The following is a 22,573-nucleotide window of genomic DNA, read 5'->3' on the forward strand; positions in this document are numbered from 1 at the left end:
GCGATGGATTCACATTTAATATCCTCATCACTTTTATTAATATCCTCATATCTTTCGTTTATTGAACGACGGGGAACAGCAGCTTTTGATTTTTTAGCCAAAACATATTTTCCTCCGTAATAAACTCCATGCTCATTTCCACGCGGTTAGGAATCTGTTGTCCTTGCGCCGCGTCAATCGCATGCTTAACGCCGAGATACCCCATGCTGAACGGATTTTGCACGATCAACATTTGGAGCTGGTTCTCCTGAAGCAATTCCAGCAGCTCCGGCGAGCTGTCGAAGCCGACCAGCTTAATCTTCTCCCCAGCCAGCCTTCGCCTCAGCTCAAGCGCCGCGCCAATCGATGTCTCCGTATTTAGCGACAAAATGCCGTCTACCTTTTGCCTATCCAAAATACCGCTAACCGTTTGCTGGCATATGCTATATTCATCCGAACAAGGCTGGCTGTCTACAAGGCGGATGCCCTTATATTCAGCTACGGCATCGCGAATTCCCTGCTCTCGCAGCTTGCCGTTAATGCCCCCTTTGGTATACGCAACGATCGCTACGGCTCCTTTGCCGCCAAGTTGAGCTGCCATTTCGCGCATCGCTTCTTTGCCGGCAAGGTAATTGTCCATTCCGATATAAGAAGCCGTCGCGCCGGACGTAATCAAGCTGTCGATTGCAATAACAGGAATATGCCGCTTGGCTGCCTCCTTCAAAAAAGGCTCAAATGCCGCATCGTCATTCGCGCCAAGCACGATGGCATCAGGCTTCGTCTCAAGCGATTGCATCGCCGTTTGCAGCTGACCCTCTACATCTCCTTCGTCCGTTGGAGCGGAGACATGCAAATTGATGCCAAATTCCTTGACCGCTGCCTGCGCGCCCATCGTTACGTTTTGCCAGTAGTCGCCTTTGCTTGTGCGTAGAATAAGCTGGATGGTCTTCCCTGCTTGCTCCTGCTTCGGCTGCTGCTCATCCGGATAAAGCGCAGAATACAGCAGATAGGCAGCAACGAAGAAGAGGAGCCAGCTAATGATGCTTCCTTTTTTCATAGCCATTAGGACGGATCCCCCCCTTCGATTTGCTCAGGCTTTCGGGCAGGGAAACGAATGGTGACAGTCGTTCCGACTTCCAGCTCGCTTTCAAAATGAAGCCCATACTTTTCGCCAAAATAAAGCCGTATTCTCTCCTGCACATTCATGATGCCCACGCCTGAGCCCTTCGAGCTTACGACTTCTCCCGAAAGGATTTTGCCGAGCTGCTCCTCCGACATGCCTAGCCCGTTATCGATCACCTGAATGACCACATCGCTTCCGTCAAGCTTAGCGGATATTACGATATGCCCTTTATCGACGGAAGGCTCGATGCCATGCATCAGCGCATTCTCGATTAACGGCTGAATAATAAGCTTCAAGGTAACATAAGACAGCGCCTCTTCCTGCATATCAAAGGTATAGTCGAATTTATTTTTGAAGCGCATCTGCTGGATGATCAAATAATTTCGCGCATGCTCCATCTCATCTGCGATCGGTATCAAGCTTTTTCCTTTGCCGATACTAATGCGGAACAGCTTCGACAATGCCGTAATCGTCTTGATGACCTCTTCGTTTTTGTTCATGCCGACCATACGGACGACCGTATTTAAGGTGTTGTACAAAAAATGCGGATTGATTTGCGCTTGCAGCGCCTCAAGCTCATATTTTCGTTTGCTCTCCTGCTCCGTTACGATTCGGTTCATCAACTGCTTGATCGTACCGATCATAATGTTGAACCGATCCGCAAGATGCTTAATCTCAAGCGGTCCCTCGCCGCTGACCGTCAGGTCGAAATCGCCCCGCTCCACGCTTTTCATCGACAGCTCCAGCCGCTTGATCGGCCTTGATATGCGGCGTGATACTAAGCTGGACAGCAGGAAAACGATGAGTGCCAGCGCAATAAGCAGCTTCAACATCGAACGGTTCAATACCGAGCTTGTCGTCATGACCTCATCCATATACGATACGCCTACAACCTTCCAGCCGACGTTGCCGATCGTTTGGACGCTGATCATTTTCGCATCCTCCGTGGATTCATCGATAAAGCTGCCGTAAGTATGCTTGAGCGCAAGCTCGACGTTCTCTTCTTTTAGACTCGCGTAAATAAGCTCGAGCTGAGGGTGATAGACGATATTGCCCGCCGACTCGTCGAGCATGTATACGTACCCTTTTTGCCCCAAGCTAACTCGTTCGGACAGCTCATCTATCGTATTGAAGTTCACATCGAGCAGCAATACGCCGTTCACCTGCTTGCCATTATGCTGAACGGTAATGCTCTTGCTGATCGATACGACCCAGCGAAATTGCTGCTTGTACAAGTTTTGCACATGGGGAAGCGAAATGGATAAATGGCCCGTCGTATCTAGCGCACTGCGAAACCAGCTTTCCTCGGTCACCTTCAGCGTGTCCTTCAATTCAACATTCGGCAGGTCGAAGAGCAGCTGCCCCTTATCGTCAAAGAGCACAAGCGATACCGTATCCGTACGCGTGGACATCATCGATTCCAGCTGCCGGCGCATCGTATCCGACTTCACATTATCGCTTTGGCCAATGGCATGGTGCATCATATTGAACAGATCGGAGGTAACCTCCACATAATTTTCAAGATTGTAGCTGACCTGATCTACAATTTGCTGCGAGTTGCGAAAAGCGTTTTCCTTAGCGGTAGCCGAGAAGCGGCCATACAATACGACGCTAACGATTAAGATGATAAATACGGAGAACAGCGTGAACGCCACCGTCAAAATATATTGAATGCTTCTGCGCTGCATCACTTGCCCTGCCCCAACAATCCGCTGCGATATTCTTTGGCGGACAAGCCCGCATATTTCTTAAACGTGAGGCTAAAATAGTTCGGGTCGGCAAAGCCTACCTGATCGGCAATTTCGAACGCTTTAAGCTCCGTCGTCCGAAGCAGCTCCTTGGCCGACTCCATCCGCATCTGCAGCAAATAGGCGCCGTACGTCATTTTCAGCTCCTTCTTAAACAAACCGCTGAAATATCCCGTGCTAATATGCAGCTGTGCGCAGAGCTTCGCTATAGACAAATCACTTTCGTGAAAATGGCTTTTCGTATAGCTGATCGCATCCTCTACAATTTGCTTATACGTATGCTGCCTGCGGCTCGCGATACGGCTGCGCACCTTCGCGCACAGCTCACCGAACCATGCCTTGGTCTCCTGCACGCTGTTGAGCTTCTGGTATTGATTCAAAATGCCCCATCCGCCCCCAAAAATATCATCGGAGTCGCTTTCATGAATTTTGGTCAACTTGATAATGGCTGTAACCATTTCGAGCAAATAATGCTGATATTCATGCACGGGCGCTTGAACGCGGGCGATTTCGTCGAACAGCCCATCAACGACCTCCTCCAGCTCCTTCTCCGTGCCGAGCTTGACTGCGCTGACTAGATTTTGCTCCTTCCACTCGTCGAACAAAAGCTTCTCATGATCCCTGCTTTCCATATCGTCAATGCAAATAATCAAATTGTTGCCGAGAATTCGCCGGTAATCGAGCGCAACCGTAGCGGACTCGTAAGCATATTTCAAATTGCCGATATCCCGCGTAAACGTTCCGACGCCAATCATGACCGGGAACCGCAAAAACCGCTCGATGCTTTGCAAAATTTCTTTCAGCGCATCCTGCGTTTGCTCCATAATAAGCTCGGATTCCGGGCGCGGGCTCACAGAGAACAATACGACTTGATCCTGATGGATAAATACTTTGCCTAGCTCATGCCTCGCCCATATCTCACTTGCAATGTTGCAAACGGAAAATAACTTCAGATCGAGATCAGTTGACGAGGCCAGAGAGGTGGAGGAGGACTGTGCCCCCTTCTCACTCCCGTCATCGGAGTGGTTTACAGATATAATCGATACAACATAACCTTCGCCCTCAAGCTGCATGCCGTATTTGGCCGCTTTCGCCGAGATGTCCTTATGCTGCTGCTTGCGAGTGATCAAGGACGATAGAAACTTCTCGCGAACGATGGGCAAGCTGGTACGGTAATGCTCCTCAAGCAGCTCGATATTGCTCCGCATCTCCCGTTCCTCATCCATCCGCCTTGCAACCTCTGCAATGGTTTCGGTCAGCTGCTCGCCTGAGAACGGTTTCAAAACATAAGCCTCTACCTGCAAATGGATGGCTTGCTTCGCATATTCAAATTCATCATGTCCGGATAAGATAACGATTCGCGTAATCGGGTACATCTTTCTTGCCCATTCCGAGAGCTCAAGCCCATTCATATAGGGCATACTAATATCGGTAATGAGCACGTCGGGCTCCATTTTCTCAAATATCTCCATCGCTTCCTTGCCGTTGCTTGCCGTCCTTACTTCCGTAAAGCCGCAGCTGGCCCAATCTATTTCGACCATTAATCCTTCCGTAACTTCCGGCTCGTCGTCGACAAGCAGCAGCTTATACATAAGGCTCCCCCTAAAACATTGCTTTGAGCGCGACGCCTCCTTGCGGACTGCGTGCCGCCAATACCATTTTGCCATAAATTTTGTCTTTGTAAATATAAGTTCGTTTGATCCCATTATGGTTCGTCATTCGCCTTGTCAATTATACCTATTAAAACTCGGCTAAAATAAAGCAAGGCTGGCGTCCCTAAAGGGAGCTGCCAGCCTTGTCTCTTCTTCTTATTTCAAACGCCGGCGCCGCAGCTGTATCGCTGTAACGATCACGGTCATAATGAAGAAAACGATCGCGATGATGCCGAGCGGCATTCCCCCTGCACCTTGCGCCCCTGTCGCCTGTACCTGTTCAGTTGGCATAGTTTTCTTTGAGCTAAGAGGCTGCGGCCCGTAACCGTCACCTAGCAGCTTGATCTCTTCCTTCGCCGAAGCAAGCGGCTTCGTTAAATCGCATATATTGGTTTCAAGCTTCACAGGCTTCCCGATTGCAGTAACGATATAAGCCTGACCCACTTCGAAGCCTTCATAGCCGCAGCTCGCTGAGCTCATGGCTGTATATACAGTTGTTTGCTTTCCCAGCTCGCCTTTCCATACCGTAGACACCTCGAAGTTTACTTGGACGAGATCAGCGCTCGACATCACTTTTTTCTCAGGCGGCTGGATGACCTCCGTTACTTTGCCTGCGAAGATGGATGTGTCGCGCCGAAGCGCCTCCTTCACTTGATTCTCAGGAGATGGCGACATCGCACAGGAGCATGCATAGACGGCGGTTGGCTTAGCAATAATCCCTGCACTCCATAGGATTGCGCAGCAAAGGACGAAAAAAAACGATTTTCGATACATAGGAATCACCTCTTAGGATAGACGTCGAAGCGATGATATTTGTTTCCAATTTTATGTATATTCATCACAAGATGCTGGCTATTTCCTCATTATATTGCTATATTACGTTAGATGAGTTAGATAGCTTATGCAATACGGGACTCCTTAGACTAAAGAAAACGTAGGTGAGCAACATGATTGAGGTAAAGACTTCCAAGCTTAGCGACGGAGAGTTCAATAGAGGGGTATTTGCGACGCAAGATATAGCAAAAGGTGATCTTATACACGAAGCACCGGTCATTCCCTTCCCAAATGAAGAGCATGAACATATAGAGAAAACGCTGCTTGCCGATTACGTGTTTGAGTATGGCGCTAACCATACGGCAATCCTGCTGGGTTATGGCATGCTGTTCAACCATTCCTATACGCCAAATGCGTACTATGATCTTAATTTTGACAATCATACCGTCGATTTCTTCGCTTATACGGACATCGCTGCCGGGGAAGAGATCCTCATTAACTATAATGGCGAAGTCGATAACGAAGAGCCGCTATGGTTTAATGAAGATAAAGAAAAAGAAAATAAGTAAGGCTTGCAGCATGCAACGAGGCCGTTCCGGAGAAAATAATCCGAACGGCCTCGTTTTTTATTTTATACAAATCCGCCATTTACGCGAATCGTTTGGCCTGTCATCCACTGTGACTCTTTACCCGCCAAGAACAGCACGACGCTCGAAATATCTTCCGGCTCGCCAAGTCTTCCAAAAGCGTTCAGGTTTACGATGCCAGCAATCTGTTCTTCTGACTTCCCTACCTTAAAGAGCTCCGTGTTAATCGGGCCCGGCGCAACCGCATTGATCGTAATGCCTTTATGCCCAAGCTCCTTGGCAAGCTGGCGGGTAATCTGTTCAACCGCGCCTTTGGTTGCTGCATACACGCTGTAAGTCGGGAACATTGAACCGTTAACCGAAGTCGAAAAGTTAACAATACGACCGTTCGCATTCATATGCAAAGCCGCTTGCTGGCAAGCAAAATACGTACCCTTCACATTGATCGCGAATTGCTTGTCGAAGTCTTCCTCTGTCATGTTCGCTATCGGTTTATTAATCATGATACCGGCATTATTGACGAGAATATCTATTTGCCCGAAAGCATCCAACGTTTTCTGGAACATCATCTCTACTTCCGCTACTTTGCTAATATCCGCTTGTACGGCCACAGCCTCGCCGCCTTGCTGCTTAATGCCGTTAACCACTTCTTCTGCTTTGGCTGGATTGCTCGCAAAATTCACTACAACCTTAGCACCGTTACGGGCTAGCTCTTCAGCAATCTCACGCCCTATTCCTCTAGATGCACCTGTTACCAAAGCTACTTTGCCCGCCAATTTATGTTCCATGCTTTATTCCTCCTCAGAATGTTTCTCTTATGGTTTGATTATATCCGCACCACAAACAAATATCAAGTGACATTATTGTATTTTTGTCATTTATTTTTCAGGCATCTTTTTTGCCTTGTTAAAAAGAAAAAAGCCCTCCTGATGCCCAGCATCAGAGGAGCTTTCCTTGTATTACCTATGCAGCGATTCCTGTCAGCAGCAGCTTCCATACCATATCGAACTCCGCATCGCTTTTCTCAGCTGTCCACTCGTACGAATGGCCCGGATGATGAAAACGCGAGGTCGCGATGAACAAAGCTTTGGCAGTCTGCTCTGATTGCCCTGGCTTAAATTCCTTCGTTTTTATCCCTTCCTCGATGATCTGCGCGATCTGCGCAATCAAGCGGTCTACATGAACAGCAATCATCTCAACCGCATCTAACGTTACTGCGGCGTACATCGCAAACATCTCAGCATCATTGGAAGCGTAGTTCCGCTTGCTGCGGATAAGCGTCTCCAGCCACAGGCGCAAGCGCTCTGACGAGCTGCCGCCTGCTTGGCTCGCGATTTCCTCTAGTGGCAAGGCGATGCAACGATGCAGCCAGCGCTCGGTTACCGCTTCCCGCAAGGACGCTTTGCTCGCAAAATGGCGATACAGCGTGCCGTGGCTCACTTTAAGCACCTTCGCTACGTCGACAACCGACGTTTTCTCAGGCCCAAAACGTCTAAGCACCTGTTCTGCCGCATCTAATATTTGTTCCTTATTTAATGGTTGATCATTCGTCATAATGGGTAGCAGCCGTTCATCCAAAATCAAAGGATTCTGAACGCGCACCATTCCCCCCTCTCAGCTCTTTCACCCCATCATAGCACGGCGTAATACTAATGACAATAATGCTATTTTGTCACCCGTATAATGAAAGCTTGCAAGAGCAACATCGGGATTAGTAAATGCTGCGTTATAGATGTGTATAAGCATTATGCCTTACTTGCCATAAAAGCGATTTGATCAAGCCAAGCGCGGCGCGTAGCTTCGTCCGAGCTCATGACAGCGTCAAAGACCACATGATACAAAACTTCAAAGCCGCAGTATTCAAATATCCCTTTGTCCGAAGTTAGGCGAAGCGCTTTATCCAACCCGCTGGCTGCATACTCGGCATTCGATTTGCCTTGCGTGTGAATAATAACCGCTTTTTTCCCTTTTAATAGTCCCATCTGCTCGCCATTCACATACTTGTAAGCAAAACCATAGGTAAAAACCCGCTCAATGTACCCTTTCAAAATAGCAGGCAATCCCGTCCACCAAATCGGATAAATAAACGTTACGACGTCTGCCCATTTCAAATATTGCTGCTCGAGTTCAATATCCTCAGAGATGCCTCCAAGGATCTCACTGCTGCTGACCACCGCGTTAAACCCAATTCCATATAAGTCACGAACAACGACCTCATGGCCATTCTCCTTAAGCCCTGCAACCGCTGTCTCCAAAATAGCATGGTTAAAGCTTTCTTTTCTCGGGTGTGCGTAAACGATAAGATGTTTCATATTCATTTCTCCTCTCGAATGGACAAGCGTATTTTTGAAATCTATATAATTAGTGATCAATCAATTACAAATGGTGAAAAATGTGATTGATTGATCAATAACAATCCGTTAAAAGCCAAGAATAACTCGGCTAATCATTCATCTCCATTAATTCCGGCAAGGACAGCGCCATCGAGATGTTGCACAGCATGCCTCTAGCTAGGAAAAGGAGTGTCTTCTCCTGCGGCCTCTCCAAACCCGCTTGCTTGAACGCATCATAAACGATCTGCTGGACCTCTCGGAATCCTTTCTGCATAACCTCAACGATGGAATCTTCTTTTATCGTTTGAGCTTGCATTTGGAGCAGAGTCTCGTTCTGGTAGCTCTTCATTATATTCGCATACACAGCAGTCAGCTCTTGCTCAAGCTGTTCAGGACCCGTTGTCGAAATAACTTGACGGAACGCATCAAGGATACGCGTCCACGACACTTCCAAAGCCGCTAGCAGAAGCGCTTCCTTCGTGGAAAAGAAACGGAATACGTACGGCTGCGAAATTTGGGCGCGTTCGGCTACCTTCGCTGTCGTAGCTCGGTAATAGCCAATTTCCGCAAACACCTCAATGGCAGCAGATACGATATCATTGCGACGATTGACTGAGGTTGCTGGGCTTTTTGTCACTGTGTTTCCCGCCTTTAAGTTGCGATTCATATTTAGTGATTGATCAATCACTAAACTCATAGTACTTCAACTTTTGTTCATTTGCAACCTTTTGTTTTAAATTCGGCTCTGTTAGTGTTGATTGTTGATTATCCTCCAAACTAATCCACCCTCGTAATGAATCTCTTTTTCAACGTTCAATTCAACACTTCTGTTTGAACTTGGGAACCCTGGTTCATCATTTACAATGTATAGCGTATTCTCATTTTTCCATTCCATAGAAAAGTTGCTATTCGCATCACTATGATACACAGTCTTTATTTTGTTATCATCATGATAAGTTATTTCTACCCATAAATTAACTCCACCAGCGGCACCTCCGTAATTCTTATAGTAAGCATTAGCAGTATATTTGTCTGTTGGGGAGTTCACGGGTCCTTTATAAAATTCACCTTCAAGGTTATCGAATGTAAAAAAGTATGTATTGTATATCACTTGTGTAGAAATCATACCCATTCCTATCAGAGTTGCAATTAACAGTTTTTTGGGAAATGGCTTCTTTTTGATAAAGAAAACAAATAGTTTGAAACAAAAGATAAAACCTATCAGAACAGTAATGAGAGAAAGGATGAAGAAGCCTAATAAGTATAAATAATTAATAATAATTCCTCCCGTCGATATGGTTTTCATATTCCTTACTATCTAAGTAAAGGAACCATGCTAAATCATGTTGCAAATCCTTGGTTGCAACGCCATTACCATAACCTTAAATTTAAAAACGTTCATGCTTCGCCGCAGCGGCAAAGCATGAACGTTGTGATCCTATGCTTATTTGAAATAATAAGTGCGCAATGCATCCATAATGCCGAGCGGGTTTTTCCGGAGATCCTTTGCGCTGAAGAAAACATCACCCTTCACTTCCGGATATTTTTTATTGTATTCCAGCTGATTAATGATTTCCTGAGCGCTTTGCCAGCCCGCTTCCTTTGTGCCCAGCTTATACGGTGAATGGCCGATATACAGGTCAACCCCTGTCCCTTTCACCTCTTGTACCCACCAATCCACAAGCTTGTCATAGCGCGCAACGTTAAAGGAGAGGCTCCAATAAATTTGCGGATTGATATAATCGATCCACCCTTTTTGTATCCACGTCCTCACATCCGCATACATATTGTCGTACGCCGTTACGCCTGCATTCGTGTCTGAGCCGGTTTTGTCCACCGACTTATTCCGCCAAACCCCAAACGGGCTGATCCCGAATTTCAACTGCGGCTTCACCGCGTGAATGGACTCTCCGAGCTGGCGGACAAAATCGTTGATGTTGCTTCGGCGCCAGTCCGCTTTTGATGTTAGTTTACCGGCGTTGTAGCTCTTAAAGGCAGCATCGTCGGCAAATTCCACGTTCGACGGGTAGAAATAATCGTCCAAATGGATGCCGTCAATCGGATAACCGTTCACGACCTCCATGATCGTATCGATAATATGCTGGCGCGCCGCCGGAATGCCGGGATTAATATACAGCTTGCCTGCCGCATTCACGATCCATGCCGGCTGCTGCTTCACTACATGATTTTCAGCCAGCAGCTCGGTTTTTGCGTCAACATTCGCCCGAAACGGATTGAACCAAGCATGGAACTCCATATTCCGTTTATGCGTCTCCTCGATCATAAAAGCCAGTGGATCGTATGTAGGTGCAAGGCCTTGTACGCCTGACAAATATTTTGACCACGGAACCAGCTTCGAAGGATACAAGGCATCGCCCGTAGGACGTACCTGCACAAAAACAGCATTTAATCCCATTCCCTGCAAATCATCCAATAAGCTGACGAACTCGCCCATCTGCTTCACTGCATTTTGATAAGAGGATTGCGAGGGCCAGTCCAAATTATAGACAGTGGAAACCCATGCTCCGCGCAGCTCCTTCGTGCCTGTTCCTGGATTCGGATCTGGATTCGGAAGCGGATTTGGATCTGGATCTGGCAGCGGTGTTTCACCCGTCGGATCTTCAACTACTGCTGTCAGCAGCGTGATCATCTGCTCCACTTGATTCCAATTGACGGTTAGCCCAAGCTGCTCGCTGACGAACCTTAGCGGCACCATAGCTCGTCCTGCTTTCACCTGAACGGATGCATCCAGCTTAATGCTCTCCCCGTTAACGGTGGCAACCGTGCTGCCGCTCGTCATCGAAATCGCTTTATTGTCGCTGCCTTGAATCGTAACCGACTGCTCCTTGGCGTTCCAATTCACAGTGGCTCCCAGCTCTTCACTAATAATGCGAAGCGGTACCATCGTTACGTTAACCTTTGGAATGATATAAGGCGATACATCGCTCTCAATGGCCTTTCCATTCAAAATAATACGAATGCCAGCTTTTTGCGCCGCTTGGCTGATTGGTGCGGCTGCTGTCATGCAAATAACGACAAGCAGCAGCCCTATGGTCCATTTTCCCCATTTCATGCGTTCCAGTTCCCCTGTCTCCAAACAATGTAATTATGCATCCCAAACGTTAGACGCTTGTTCCTATTCTTTGGTTGCATGAGGACAAGGACAATTAACAAAATTTAATAATATATGCGAGACTAATCCAGCCTCGATTCGTGTCATTATGCTCTGATTTGAAAAAGTGAGCATTATCGGTTATTCACAAACGGACATATCCCCTCTATCCTGCGGAGAGAGAATGATAATTTTTTCATAGTTAGGGGTTAGAAAAAATGATCGCCTTAAACCGGTTGTGGCATTAGTTGAATTCTCTGCATTAGAATTTGCAGATGGTTCTGTGCTGCTGGCAGAGTTGCCGCAAGCCGTTATTACGAAGCTGTTTGGCATCCGTTAATGCCATCTATGGCATGTCATGAAGGTGGATACGCGGGATAAGCTTGCTATATCGTTAATTTGAGCTCTTTAGCCTTCGTATCCAGCTGCCGCGCTGCCGCGCCAATGCTCATAAATTCGTCGACGGCCCGTTGAATGCGCTGCTGGCTTTCCGCAACGACCTCCTGTGAGAGCTTCGTCCCTTTTACGACCTCTTGCACATGGGTTACGATACCTTCCACATACCCATTCACTTCTTTGGTCGCTTCCTGAACCTGCCCTGCCAGCTTGCGCACCTCAGTCGCTACCACATTGAAGCCGCGGCCATGCTCACCCGCATGCGCAGCTTCTATCGCCGCGTTCAAAGACAATATATTCGTTTGCGAAGCTACGTCGCGGATCGTACGGACGATTTTGCGGATTAAGCTTGTTTGTTGTTCCAGCAGCCCGAGAACGGCCATATTCTCGCTTGCTCCGTCTGCCACTCGTTCTATTGCCGCTTCCACTTCTTGACTGTGTGATATGCCCTCTTGGGCCCGGTCCAGCAGCTCCTCGGACATTTGCAGCAAGTTTTCTGTCATTTGAGCAGTCGCTTGCTCACGGGCATTAATATCCGTTGCCATTTTTAAAATCGCAATGACTTTGCCCTCTTCATCCCTGATCGGCATGTAAGTAGCCTCCAGCCAGATCGCAGTGCCGTTTTTGGTTAATCGCAATATTTTATTCTGAAATGGCCGTCCATTGCGCAAATCGTCCCAGAGCTTGGCGTACGCGGTGCTATTCACAAAATCCGGCGAACAAAATTGCTTATGCATCATGCCTGGCATCTCTGCGGAGCGGTATCCCATTGCCTGCGCAAAATTTTCGTTTGCCCATAATACCTGTCCTTTAACGTCGAATTCGATCATGGCAAGTGACTGCTCAATAGCTGTAAGAACAGCCCGCTTGTCCAATACCTGAGTAGTCATTTGCAGGACGGTGTTCCATTCTGTCATGTAAAGGTTCTCCTTCATCAGTTCGAATGTATAAAGCAAGCCTAATAGCCCACACAACATTCTACAAACATTATACAAGATGTGCAAGCAAATATTAACAACCGGCGATTTGCGTACCATGCGAAAGGACCCGACCATAAATGGCCGGGTCCTTCTGCTTCTTACTTCGCTACAGCCGGTTTATCCTGCGATACGGCAATCTGATACGGATATAGATTTGTTCCATCGCCAATTGCATAGTTGAGAATCCGTTTGTTGACCGGAACGATAACGGCGCGGTACAAGGTCGGGAAGACCGGAACCTCGTCTACCATAAGCTGCTGCCATTCCTTATAAATGCCTTGGCGAACCTTTACATCAAACGCTTCTGCTGAAATGCCCGCTTTTAGCAATCGATCCTGCTCATCGCTCGCGTACCGCGGGAAGTTATAGATCGCATCGCGGCCATACAAGCCTGCAGGGTCAACGTCAATGCCTACGCTCCATGCTCCTTGATAAACGTCTACTTTCGGATCGTCCTCGCCATTGGAGCCAACGCGGTCATAGAACGTATTGAATTCCAGCATTTCAAGCTGAACGTTTAAGCCGATAGCTTGCCAAGACTGCACGTAATACTGGGCAAGCGGCTGAGCGATATCGCCGCCGGTCATCGAAATAAAGTTAATGACCAGCTCGCTTCCATCCGGTTTCGTACGGTACTTGCCATTTAACTTATAGCCCGCGTCATCCAAAATCTTTTTGGCTAATTCCGGGTCAAAGGCAAGGCCCTTATTCGTTGCATCATGGTATTCAGGATGGGATGGCGGAATGAGCGTCGTCGCATTCCAGCGCAAGCCATGGTAGAACTTTTTGCCGACCTGATCGTTGTCAACGGCATGCGCCATCGCTTTGCGCAGGTTCAAGTCGCTCATTTTGGCTTTTGGATCAGGAGCAACCTTGCCGGCCGCTGCATCCCACTTGCCTAATTTAAATCCGATATACGTATATGCACGGTCAATTGCGCCTAAGTATTCCACGTTCGACATCGTCGCGTTATCTGGGTATTGATCAACCGGGAATGAATCAACTAAATCAACCCCGCCGCTCTCCAGCTGTTGAACGATAGTCGTTGGGTTAATCACTTTTAGAATGACTTGATCCAAGGCAGGCTCTCCCCGCCAGTAATCCGGGTTTTTCTCAAATACTACCGATTCCCCGGGCACGATGCTCTTTACTTTAAAAGCTCCGAAGCCGATCGGCTTCTCGCGCACTTCTGGGGAAGAAGAAATTTTGGCTACATCCATATTCCCGAAAATATGCTTCGCTAACGGATAAGACCACACGCCGCCTGTCAACAAAGATGGCGATGATTGGATATACGTGATTTTAAGCTTTTTATCGCTAAGCACTTCGATACCTGAGATCGTTTTTGCTTTGCCTTCATGATATTCATTCATACCCACAATATTAGTGAAATTAGAGTCATAGCGCGGACCATCGTACTTGGGATTGCCGATGACTTCATGGGCAAATAACCAATCCTCCGCGGTTACGGGCTTGCCATCCTGCCAGTTCACATTGTCACGGATCGTAAACGTAAATGTCTTGCCGTCTTCCGCCACTTCATACGTCGCCGCTCCGTCATTCGTATACACATAGTTTTTATCCCATGTGAGCAGCCCTTCATCAAACCAGCCCAGTACTTGCGAATCCGGGTCGCCGGAATAAAAGTTATAGTTCAGCGTCCCTTCAAACGGTGTGTCCGATACGAGGCCAAACGTAATAGACCCGCCTTTAATCGCTTCGCCTTCATTTTTCTTCACGTTGCTGAAATCATCAATCGAATAAAGACCGTCATCTGCAGCAGGCTTTTCACTCTCAGTAGGAGCCGGTTTGTCCCCTCCGTCAGTCGGAGAAGGATTGCCCGCGCCATTCCCATTGCCATTGCCGGATGAGCAGGCTGCAAGAAAGACGAGCAGTGCCAGCATTAACGGCAGGAATAGGGATCTTGCGAAAAAAGACTTTTTCTTAATCATAAATTTCCTCCTCTATTATCCTTTTCTTTGTCTTGCATCCGTCGCACGCTTTAACGCTTGACCGACATTGTTTATACTCAACATCAATACTAGGATCAGTACCGATGCAGGTAACCATATCCACCATCTGGACTCTAGCGTTTGCGGGTCCTTGGCATAGCTGACTAAAGTGCCTAAGCTAGGCGTGCTCTCCGGAAAACCAAAGCCCAAGAAGGAGAGGCCCGACTCCAAGCCGATATTGGCCGCCAAATTCAACGTCATCGTAACGATAATGATAGAGCTTAAATTCGGCAGCACCTGCGACAGCATAATTTTCAGGTTGGAGGAGCCCAGCGTCTTCGAGGCTTGGACATAATCAAGCTCCTTCTCCTGCAGCGCTTTGGAGCGAATCAGCCTTGCGATCCCCATCCATAAAAAAGCGGTCATAATAAGCGCAAAGGAAATGATGCTATATTTAGGCACGGCTGTAACAAATGCGATAACGATCATCAACGTCGGCAAAATCATGAAGAAATCGACGAATCGCATAAAAATGTTATCTACCGTTCCCCCGAAATAACCGGAGATAAGTCCTATTGAAACGCCGATAATGCCTGTAAGCACCGTTACGATAATGCCGATCGATAATGAATTGCGCGTTCCGATAATGAGCTGTCCAAAAACATCGCGTCCGCCATAGTCGGTGCCCAGCCAAAATTTTGCCGAAGGCGGCTGCTTCAGCTCGAACAAATCTATCGTGACGATCTGCGCCTGATCCAGAACAAGGGATATCCCATAGACGGATAAGATGACCAGGCTTAAAAATATTAAAGATATAAGCGCCACCTTGTCTCGAACGATTTCCCGCCAAACGATGCTCCAGCCCGAAGGACTTTTGTCCATTTGCTTCTGCGCGCTTATTGGGGCGGCTGTTTTCCTCATTTCATTCACCTCAACGTCTCGGGTTCTTATTTAATGCGAATACGAGGATCAACTAAGCTTAAGATCATGTCAGAAATTAATGCGCCGAGAATGGATGCCACGCCGTACAGCAGAACCAAAGACGTTACGACACTGAAATCCCGCAGTGAAATGGAGCTTAAGAACAGCTCGCCCATGCCCGGATAACTGAAGATGCTTTCAATAAATACCGTGCCTCCGATAAGCCCCGTAATTTCATAGCCAAAAAACGCTGCGATCGGCAATAACGAATTCCGTAAAATATGACGATTATACACGCGGGATTCTGAGGCGCCCTTCGCTCTTGCCGTTATAATGAAATCCTTCTGCTTCGTATCGATAATTTCGCTGCGCAGCAGTTGAACGGTTGTTACCGTTGTAATTAAAGCCATAGATAACGCCGGCAGCAGCAAATGATAAAATTTGCTCACGAAGTATTCCAGTGTGCCGGGTTCCGTCCCTGGCGTGATGCTTCCCCCTGTCGGAAACCAGCCAAAATGAAAGCCGAACACCCATAACATCAATAAGGCGAAAATAAACAACGGAGCCGCGAAGCCTAGGTACGTATAGCCCGTTATCATCCGATCCGCCCAGGTGTCGTGATAGCGCCCGCTAGTAATGCCAAGTGGAATCGCAATAAGGTAAGTTAGAATTAATGTCGCTAATGATAACCAAACCGTATTCATCATCCGCTGGCCGATTAGGTCTGATACCGGCATTTTAAAGCGGAATGATTGACCGAAATCGCCTTGGAAAGCACTCGTAATCCAGTCCCAATATTGCACATACCACGGATTGTTAAGACCGAGCCTCTCCCGCTGCGCATCCAGTGCGGCCGGGTCGATGCTCGGGTCGAGCAAGCCGGTCAGCGCATCTCCCGGCATTGCCTTAGCCATCAGAAATACTAGAATGCTCAATAACAGAATTTGTGGAACCATAATGATCATTCTTCGTAAAATTGTTCTCCACATCGTCCTCAACCTCTCTCAGGCAAAGCCACGAAATGTGTCTCTGATATTGGTTTTAATGGATAAGCCAAGCCATTCCCGTCAAAATACTTCCCATAGGCTTGTTCATATTCCGCCTTCACCGCTTCTCGGAATTTATACTTTTCCTCACGCTTAGCCGGATCAATATCAGGTATGGCTGATAGAAGACGCTTCGTATAAATATGCTGCGGATCATCAAAAATATCTGCTGTTGTGCCTTGCTCCACGTAACGGCCCTTATACATAATGCCAATGTGATCACACATATGCCGGATAATGCCGAGATCATGGCTGATCAATAAATAGGTAAGATTCAATTCCTTTTGAATGTCCTGCATAAAGTTCAGCACTTGAGCTTGAACGGACACGTCAAGCGCGGACACCGGCTCATCAGCGATAATCAGCTTAGGCTTGAGCGCAATCGCTCTTGCAATGCCGATCCGCTGCCGCTGGCCTCCCGAGAATTCATGCGGATATTTGAAAATCGATTCCGGGCTTAAGCCTACCTGCTCTAATAGCTGCTGCACCCTGCGTTTCTCTTCGCTTGCGGACAGCTTCTCGAAATTTCGCAGCGGCTCTGCAATAATGTCGAGTACGCGTTTTTTTGGATTTAATGAGGAATAGGGATCTTGAAAGATCATTTGAATGTCTTTGCGGTACGCTGATTGTCTCTGCAATCCATGAACATCAAGCTGTCGCCCTTCAAAGAGGATGCTGCCCGAAGTCATTGTGTTTAAGCCTATAATAGCCCTGCCTGTCGTTGTCTTGCCGGAGCCCGATTCACCTACAAGGCCATAGGTCTGTCCCTGTTCCATCGAGAAATGTATGCCATCAACCGCCTTGATAGGCTCACTCTTTCTGCTGAAAAGGCCGCCGCGGTTTTGAAAATGAACCTTTAAATCTTTTACCTCAAGAAATGACATGATGGCGATCCTCCTCCTTTGGATCAGGGAAGTGAAAGTGCTTGTAGCAGCTGCATCTGACCAAATGGCCCGGCGAAATCTCATGCATGATCGGGTCCGCTTCATGGGCTGATTCGCTGATCCATGGAATTCTGGATTGAAAGCGGCAGCCCTGACGAGGTAGATTTTGCAAAGAAGGCACGATTCCTTGAATAACATGGAGCTTAGACTTTACTTCGTTCGCGGTTGGTATGGATTGCAGCAGCGATCTTGTATAGGGATGCTTCGCATTCGAGATAAGCGTATAAATATCGGCGATCTCGACGATTTGCCCCGCGTACATAACCGCTACGCGGTCGGCCATTTCGGCAACGACGCCTAAGTCATGCGTAATTAAGACGATTCCGGCTTTGCTGTCCTGCTTCAGCTTCCTAAGCAATTCAAGAATTTGCAGCTGTATCGTCACATCAAGCGCGGTGGTCGGTTCGTCGGCAATCAACAGCTTCGGATCATTTGCGATCGCGATCGCGATGACGACCCGCTGCCTCATCCCGCCGGATAATTCATGGGGGTATCGCCCGTATGTATGCTCTGGACGCGGAATCCCTACTTTTGTCAGCAGCTCGATTGCCCGATCAGCCCTTTCCTTCTTCGAAAGCTTCGGCTTATGTAGGAGAATGGCTTCCTCAATCTGCGAGCCGATAATCATAAGCGGATTTAATGCCGACAAGGGGTCTTGGAAGATCATGCCGAGCTCATTCCCCCTTAGCTTGTTGAGCTTCGAGGGAGATATATTGGCGATATTCTGGCCATTGTAAAAAATATTGCCCTCAATTCTTGCTCTCGTATGCAGTCCCATAATGGAATAGGCTAACGCGCTTTTTCCTGAGCCGGATTCCCCAACAATGGCAAGAACCTCATTTTCCCTCACCGTTAGCGTCACATCATCCACCGCTGCATAATAATGATCCGCAATTCGAAAAGAAGTCGTTAAATGCTCGATTTTCAGCAGCTCTTCATTCAATAGAATCCTCCTGACAGCGATCGGGACTATAGTCGCAATTGTTTTAATATTCAGACAATTTTAGACAAAGTAAAACTAATACTTTTGAACGAAAAGCAGTAATTAATACACCTAAAGTATGACCGCTTTAATTTTAAATTTACTTAATTATGGTTATGAATCCTTATTTTCTACATATGTTAATGTGAAATTTACATTATGTCAAGTATTAATGTGGGAAAATAAATAATTATGTAATTATTTATTTAATATTTATTATTTTATTAATATACATTTTATTCAAACTTTTTTACTTGTTTTCCTTCGAAAAATGTTCGTTTTTAATCTTTTTAATAGATTTTAAAAGATTGTTCATAAAATAATTTCATAACGTGTTTGATTCCGATTATTCATTTGCGAACTTTATTTCTCGCCAGGAAGGTACTTGCTCGCTTGAGCAGGCTATATCGAACATATATGTTACATGTAGGTTACATCTATCTGCCTCCATTCCTTTTCTCGTTTTTTTGATTTCCATATCCTTATAGGTATATGCTCCTAACTCGATCTTCAATTCACTAGCGCCCGCCTCCCCATATCCACAATAAAATCCGGGATTCCTCAGTTGGAGGAACCCCGGATTCACCTGTTTATCCAGCACTAATCATGGATTTCCATTAATCCAATAGTCGATAAATTGCTGCCTTTCCACTGCGTCATCCTTCGCTTTCTCCCACCACCAAACGCCCGATCCGGCAACCTTCGCCCCGGCTGCAATCGCATCATTGACCGCAATAGAGTGGTTCATTGAATTCTCGTATGCCGGGTGGTAAATATCAATGGTATCTACGCCAACTCCGAGAGGGATGAAGGCGCAATTCGTATTTTTCAAAGCATTGCTGATGCGAATCGTATTATCTTTAATAGCGAGCTGATAGGATTCGGCATCCGTCGTGAATGGATTTGCCGGCCAAGGTATGCCTGGCACATCCCCTTCTGTATCGTCGCCTGTGTCATAATCCATCATAATGATCATATCCAGCAGGGCTCCGTATTGCGCGATCTCATTATCCGGCATGTACTGCGGGAACGGATTTCCGCAGATGGAGAGATGCTTGCCAGGGCCGATAGCTTCCCGCACCTTGACGATCAATGCCCGGTAATCGTTAGCCGACGCGCCCGATCTCAGCGGTTCAAAATCGATATTGATACCGTCCAGGCCAAATGTCTCAACAAAATATTTTGCCTTGGCCGCAATATTATCTTGCATGGTTGCTTTATCTACCGCAGGGGTATGCACTTTGCCATTTCTGTCGGTCCAAGGCAGGTTCTGTATGTGCATAAAGCTGTTCCCGCTCAATGCGCCAATCAATTCAATATCCGGGTTGGTCGCTCTTGATACGGTCACCCAGTGCTGTAGCTCGGCATAAGCGGCAGGATCAAGCGTTCCGTCTATTGCGCCGCCTTCTACTGTGTCCTCGAAGCTCGCCGTATTGGCGATACGGTCAAAAAATCCGACGTCAATCATTTGATATTTAATTTGATAGGAAGTCATTTTATTAACCGTCTGCTGAATGAAGTTGTCTGTTCGAGGGAACATCACCCATTCAGGGTTTAAGAACGTAACATTATTAGTCCGGTAAGCGGGCGGCTCTGCCCATGCTTGAACTTCAATATAATGATTGTACGGATTAACGTCTCCGTTTTGCTTCGTGCTTCCATTGGAATAGACTCTTAAATATCTTCCGCTAACCGCTTCAAATGAAATGGCTTTGCCTTCGCTCGTTTCCGCGTATTCCAAGTCCGTGCCGATTCCTAGCCCAGCTGAGCCGTCAGCATCATTGTTAAATACGGTTGTCGATTCCGCGAATGCAGGGTCATCCGACAGCTGAACGATAACGTCATGATAGGTTCTGCCGTCCCCGTAATAATGCCAAAGATTAACCGCATTAATTGGTTTGCTTGCGCCAAAGTCCAGCTGGATATAAGTTAACCCGGAGCCAGCGTCCGTTAACAAATCAAGGTTGTCCGTCACTCCGTCCGTCGCATAGACAGAATCAACGACAGTCCCGTTTGTAGTTAGCTCCACTCCGGCTGCCGCGTTTTTGAGAATAACCGGCGACAAAATCGGTTCCGGCGGCTTTGCAGGTCTTGTTGCACTCGTCCATGCTTCAACCTCCACATAATGGTTAAACACGCTTAAACCTCCGTTTTGTTTTGTAGCGCCGTTCGAGTAGACTCTTAAATATCTCGCATGAACTGCAGATACGGAAATCGCTTTTCCTTCCTCAGTCTCCGCATATTCAGCGTCCGTACCTGTGCCTAAGCCGGCTGAACCGTCCGTGTCATTGTTAAACACAGTTGTGGATTCCGCAAAGGCTTCATCATCAGAGAGCTGAACGATTACATCGTGATACGTTCTGCCGTCGCCAAAATAATGCCACAGGTAAACGGAATTAATCGTCTGGCTAGCTCCGAAGTCGATTTGAATATATTTAAGGCCGGACTCTGCTTCGGTAAACAGATCCGTATTGTCTGCTTTGCCGTCAGTCGCAAGCGTTGCGTCCATTAGAACCGCGTCGGAGGTTAGACTTTTTCCGGCAGCTGCGTTAAATGGAACTTGCGGTGTGGGAGCAGGTGTTGGCGACGTTGACGGTGCTGGTGTTGGCGAAGCAGTCGCCGTCGGTGCTGGTGATGCTGTTGCCGTTGGTGCTGGCGTTGGTGCAGGTGTTGCGGTCGATGGTATCGACGTGGAAGGGGCTGTCGAGACCGTTGGGGAGCCGGTCGATATCGTTTTAGGGCTGGTCTCGAATGTCGAGCCTTTAGCGCCTTCATTAATAGTGGCTTTATCCACATTGCCAAGTCCAAGCACTTTCACGATCTCATCCAGCACTAATGCTGTTATCTTGGACTCTTTGCCCAGGTTGATCGAAGTATCCTTCGCATCCTTTTGAAGATGAAGGCTGCGGATAGTCCCTTTAGGCACTTCGATAGCAAACGATTTGGCATATACGTCCAAATCCTCAAACGCTCCAAGCAAAGTTACCTTTGAGCGGGAAGGCAGCTCTTTCGGAATTTCAACATTTGCAAAACCATTTCCAGAAACATTCGCTTCCTCTACAATTGCCGAAGAGAGCAGCGTAACTTGCTTAACTGTCGTTGTTCCTTCCGCAACGATGCGGACCGTGCCGTCCTTCTTATTTACAATGATCGTAAGAAGCACCGAGTCCTTGAAATGAATCGAGTTCTCGCCGCCGCCTTTAACGGTAGTGGTTCCGTTTACCGTGACATGATCAAGGGTTGCATCCCCGGCGCCAATTCCCTCCGTAAAGATAAGATTCCCTGTCACCGTCACATTCTGCAGCGTAACGCCTGCGTCGCTGATGATGACATCCCCGTCGATCGTTTGTATGCCAGACGCAGGACCGTATGTACCTGCCTTGTCATAGGCTGTCGGGCCTGCTGTCCCCTTTGCCCCGTAAGCCCGGCTTAAGGATACAACGGCTTCCGCTCTCGTTATCAATCCTTCTGGACGGTAGGTGCCGTCCTCATATCCCTTCATCAAGCCTTTTGCAGCGACTGCGGCAACTGCCGGTTTGCTCCAAGCTGCGATTTTATTCGAATCCTTAAAATCATTCAGGAGCGCAAGCTGCGCATTGTCCGCTTTAAGCTTTAGCAGATTAAATATCATCTTCGCCGCTTCCTGACGGCTGATTTTTTGGCTTGGACGGATCGTGTTATCCGTATACCCGCTTATATATCCCGCTTTCAAGGCTTTGCCGATCTCCGCGTATTCCGAGCTGGAGCTGGCTACATCCTTAAAGCTGAATGTTGCCTCTTCCACAAATCCGAAAGAGCGGTTGATCATCGTCAAAAATTCAGCGCGGGTCACCGCCTTGTCCGGCTTATAGCTGCCATCGGAGTAAGCTTTAATATAGCCATTCGCTATCCACTCCGTTAATTGCTGCTCCGCCCAATGGCCGCTAATATCCGATGATTTAGCACCGAATACCGTTCCGTAAGAGAAAACCGTTGATAGTAAAATAAGGAAAGAAAGCGATAAAGAAGCTGTTTTTCTCAGTAACATAACCATAACCTCCGTTT

Annotated in this window: 18 protein-coding genes; 1 reads left to right on the top strand and 17 read right to left on the bottom strand. The window is 47.4% G+C overall.

Annotated features, from left to right (window positions below; genetic code table 11):
• Positions 1-58 precede the first annotated feature (58 nt).
• From ADU23_RS05425 to ADU23_RS05440, 4 genes are all read right to left on the bottom strand, one after another.
• Positions 59-1,042: a substrate-binding domain-containing protein gene (locus tag ADU23_RS05425; protein ID WP_053372813.1), complete on the bottom strand. Its 984-nt coding sequence runs from the start codon at positions 1,040-1,042 to the stop codon at positions 59-61.
• Positions 1,042-2,790, bottom strand: coding sequence for a cache domain-containing sensor histidine kinase (locus tag ADU23_RS05430; protein ID WP_053372814.1), 1,749 nt, complete (start codon positions 2,788-2,790; stop codon positions 1,042-1,044). The genes ADU23_RS05425 and ADU23_RS05430 overlap by 1 nt, the downstream gene beginning before the upstream one ends.
• Entirely contained in the window at positions 2,790-4,442 is a 1,653-nt protein-coding gene (locus ADU23_RS05435) for a response regulator (protein WP_053372815.1), read from the bottom strand. Before ADU23_RS05435 ends, ADU23_RS05430 begins: the two co-directional genes overlap by 1 nt.
• Positions 4,443-4,658: 216 nt before the next feature.
• Positions 4,659-5,276, bottom strand: a complete 618-nt coding sequence (locus ADU23_RS05440) for a hypothetical protein (protein ID WP_053372816.1) — start codon at positions 5,274-5,276, stop codon at positions 4,659-4,661.
• A 173-nt stretch (positions 5,277-5,449) separates the two neighbouring features.
• Between ADU23_RS05440 and ADU23_RS05445 the strand changes: the two genes are divergently transcribed.
• Entirely contained in the window at positions 5,450-5,845 is a 396-nt protein-coding gene (locus ADU23_RS05445; RefSeq protein WP_053372817.1) for an SET domain-containing protein, read from the top strand.
• Positions 5,846-5,907: 62 nt separating this feature from the next.
• Here ADU23_RS05445 and ADU23_RS05450 read toward each other — a convergent pair whose 3' ends face one another.
• The 13 genes from ADU23_RS05450 to ADU23_RS05515 form a co-directional block, all read right to left on the bottom strand.
• Positions 5,908-6,651 carry an SDR family oxidoreductase gene (locus tag ADU23_RS05450; protein WP_053372818.1) on the bottom strand — a complete coding sequence of 248 codons (744 nt, stop codon included), beginning with the start codon at positions 6,649-6,651 and terminating at the stop codon, positions 5,908-5,910.
• A 175-nt stretch (positions 6,652-6,826) separates the two neighbouring features.
• Positions 6,827-7,468 (bottom strand): TetR family transcriptional regulator, encoded by a 642-nt coding sequence (locus ADU23_RS05455; protein WP_231637319.1) that lies wholly within the window; start codon positions 7,466-7,468, stop codon positions 6,827-6,829.
• Positions 7,469-7,608: 140 nt separating this feature from the next.
• The gene (locus tag ADU23_RS05460) at positions 7,609-8,175 is read right to left on the bottom strand and encodes an NAD(P)H-dependent oxidoreductase (RefSeq protein ID WP_053372819.1); all 567 of its coding nucleotides are present in this window, start codon (positions 8,173-8,175) and stop codon (positions 7,609-7,611) included.
• A 130-nt stretch (positions 8,176-8,305) separates the two neighbouring features.
• Positions 8,306-8,833 (bottom strand): TetR/AcrR family transcriptional regulator, encoded by a 528-nt coding sequence (locus ADU23_RS05465; protein WP_053372820.1) that lies wholly within the window; start codon positions 8,831-8,833, stop codon positions 8,306-8,308.
• Positions 8,834-8,944: 111 nt separating this feature from the next.
• The gene (locus ADU23_RS05470) at positions 8,945-9,502 is read right to left on the bottom strand and encodes a DUF5412 family protein (RefSeq protein WP_197286041.1); all 558 of its coding nucleotides are present in this window, start codon (positions 9,500-9,502) and stop codon (positions 8,945-8,947) included.
• 138 nt (positions 9,503-9,640) lie between these two features.
• Positions 9,641-11,269, bottom strand: a complete 1,629-nt coding sequence (locus ADU23_RS05475; protein WP_053372821.1) for a family 10 glycosylhydrolase — start codon at positions 11,267-11,269, stop codon at positions 9,641-9,643.
• A 425-nt stretch (positions 11,270-11,694) separates the two neighbouring features.
• Complete coding sequence (locus tag ADU23_RS05480; protein WP_053372822.1) at positions 11,695-12,621, bottom strand: methyl-accepting chemotaxis protein; 927 nt, start codon at positions 12,619-12,621, stop codon at positions 11,695-11,697.
• A gap of 161 nt (positions 12,622-12,782) precedes the next feature.
• Positions 12,783-14,636 (bottom strand): oligopeptide ABC transporter substrate-binding protein, encoded by a 1,854-nt coding sequence (locus tag ADU23_RS05485; RefSeq protein ID WP_053372823.1) that lies wholly within the window; start codon positions 14,634-14,636, stop codon positions 12,783-12,785.
• A gap of 15 nt (positions 14,637-14,651) precedes the next feature.
• Positions 14,652-15,557 carry an ABC transporter permease gene (locus ADU23_RS05490; protein WP_053372824.1) on the bottom strand — a complete coding sequence of 302 codons (906 nt, stop codon included), beginning with the start codon at positions 15,555-15,557 and terminating at the stop codon, positions 14,652-14,654.
• 26 nt (positions 15,558-15,583) lie between these two features.
• Complete coding sequence (opp4B, locus tag ADU23_RS05495; protein WP_053372825.1) at positions 15,584-16,546, bottom strand: oligopeptide ABC transporter permease; 963 nt, start codon at positions 16,544-16,546, stop codon at positions 15,584-15,586.
• 5 nt (positions 16,547-16,551) lie between these two features.
• Positions 16,552-17,487: an ABC transporter ATP-binding protein gene (locus ADU23_RS05500; protein ID WP_053372826.1), complete on the bottom strand. Its 936-nt coding sequence runs from the start codon at positions 17,485-17,487 to the stop codon at positions 16,552-16,554.
• Positions 17,474-18,490, bottom strand: a complete 1,017-nt coding sequence (locus ADU23_RS05505; protein ID WP_053372827.1) for an ABC transporter ATP-binding protein — start codon at positions 18,488-18,490, stop codon at positions 17,474-17,476. Before ADU23_RS05505 ends, ADU23_RS05500 begins: the two co-directional genes overlap by 14 nt.
• Before the next feature lie 643 nt (positions 18,491-19,133).
• Complete coding sequence (locus ADU23_RS05515) at positions 19,134-22,556, bottom strand: S-layer homology domain-containing protein (RefSeq protein ID WP_053372829.1); 3,423 nt, start codon at positions 22,554-22,556, stop codon at positions 19,134-19,136.
• Positions 22,557-22,573 lie beyond the last annotated feature (17 nt).

It is taken from the genome of Paenibacillus sp. FJAT-27812 (assembly GCF_001273905.1).
GTDB lineage: Bacteria > Bacillota > Bacilli > Paenibacillales > Paenibacillaceae > Pristimantibacillus.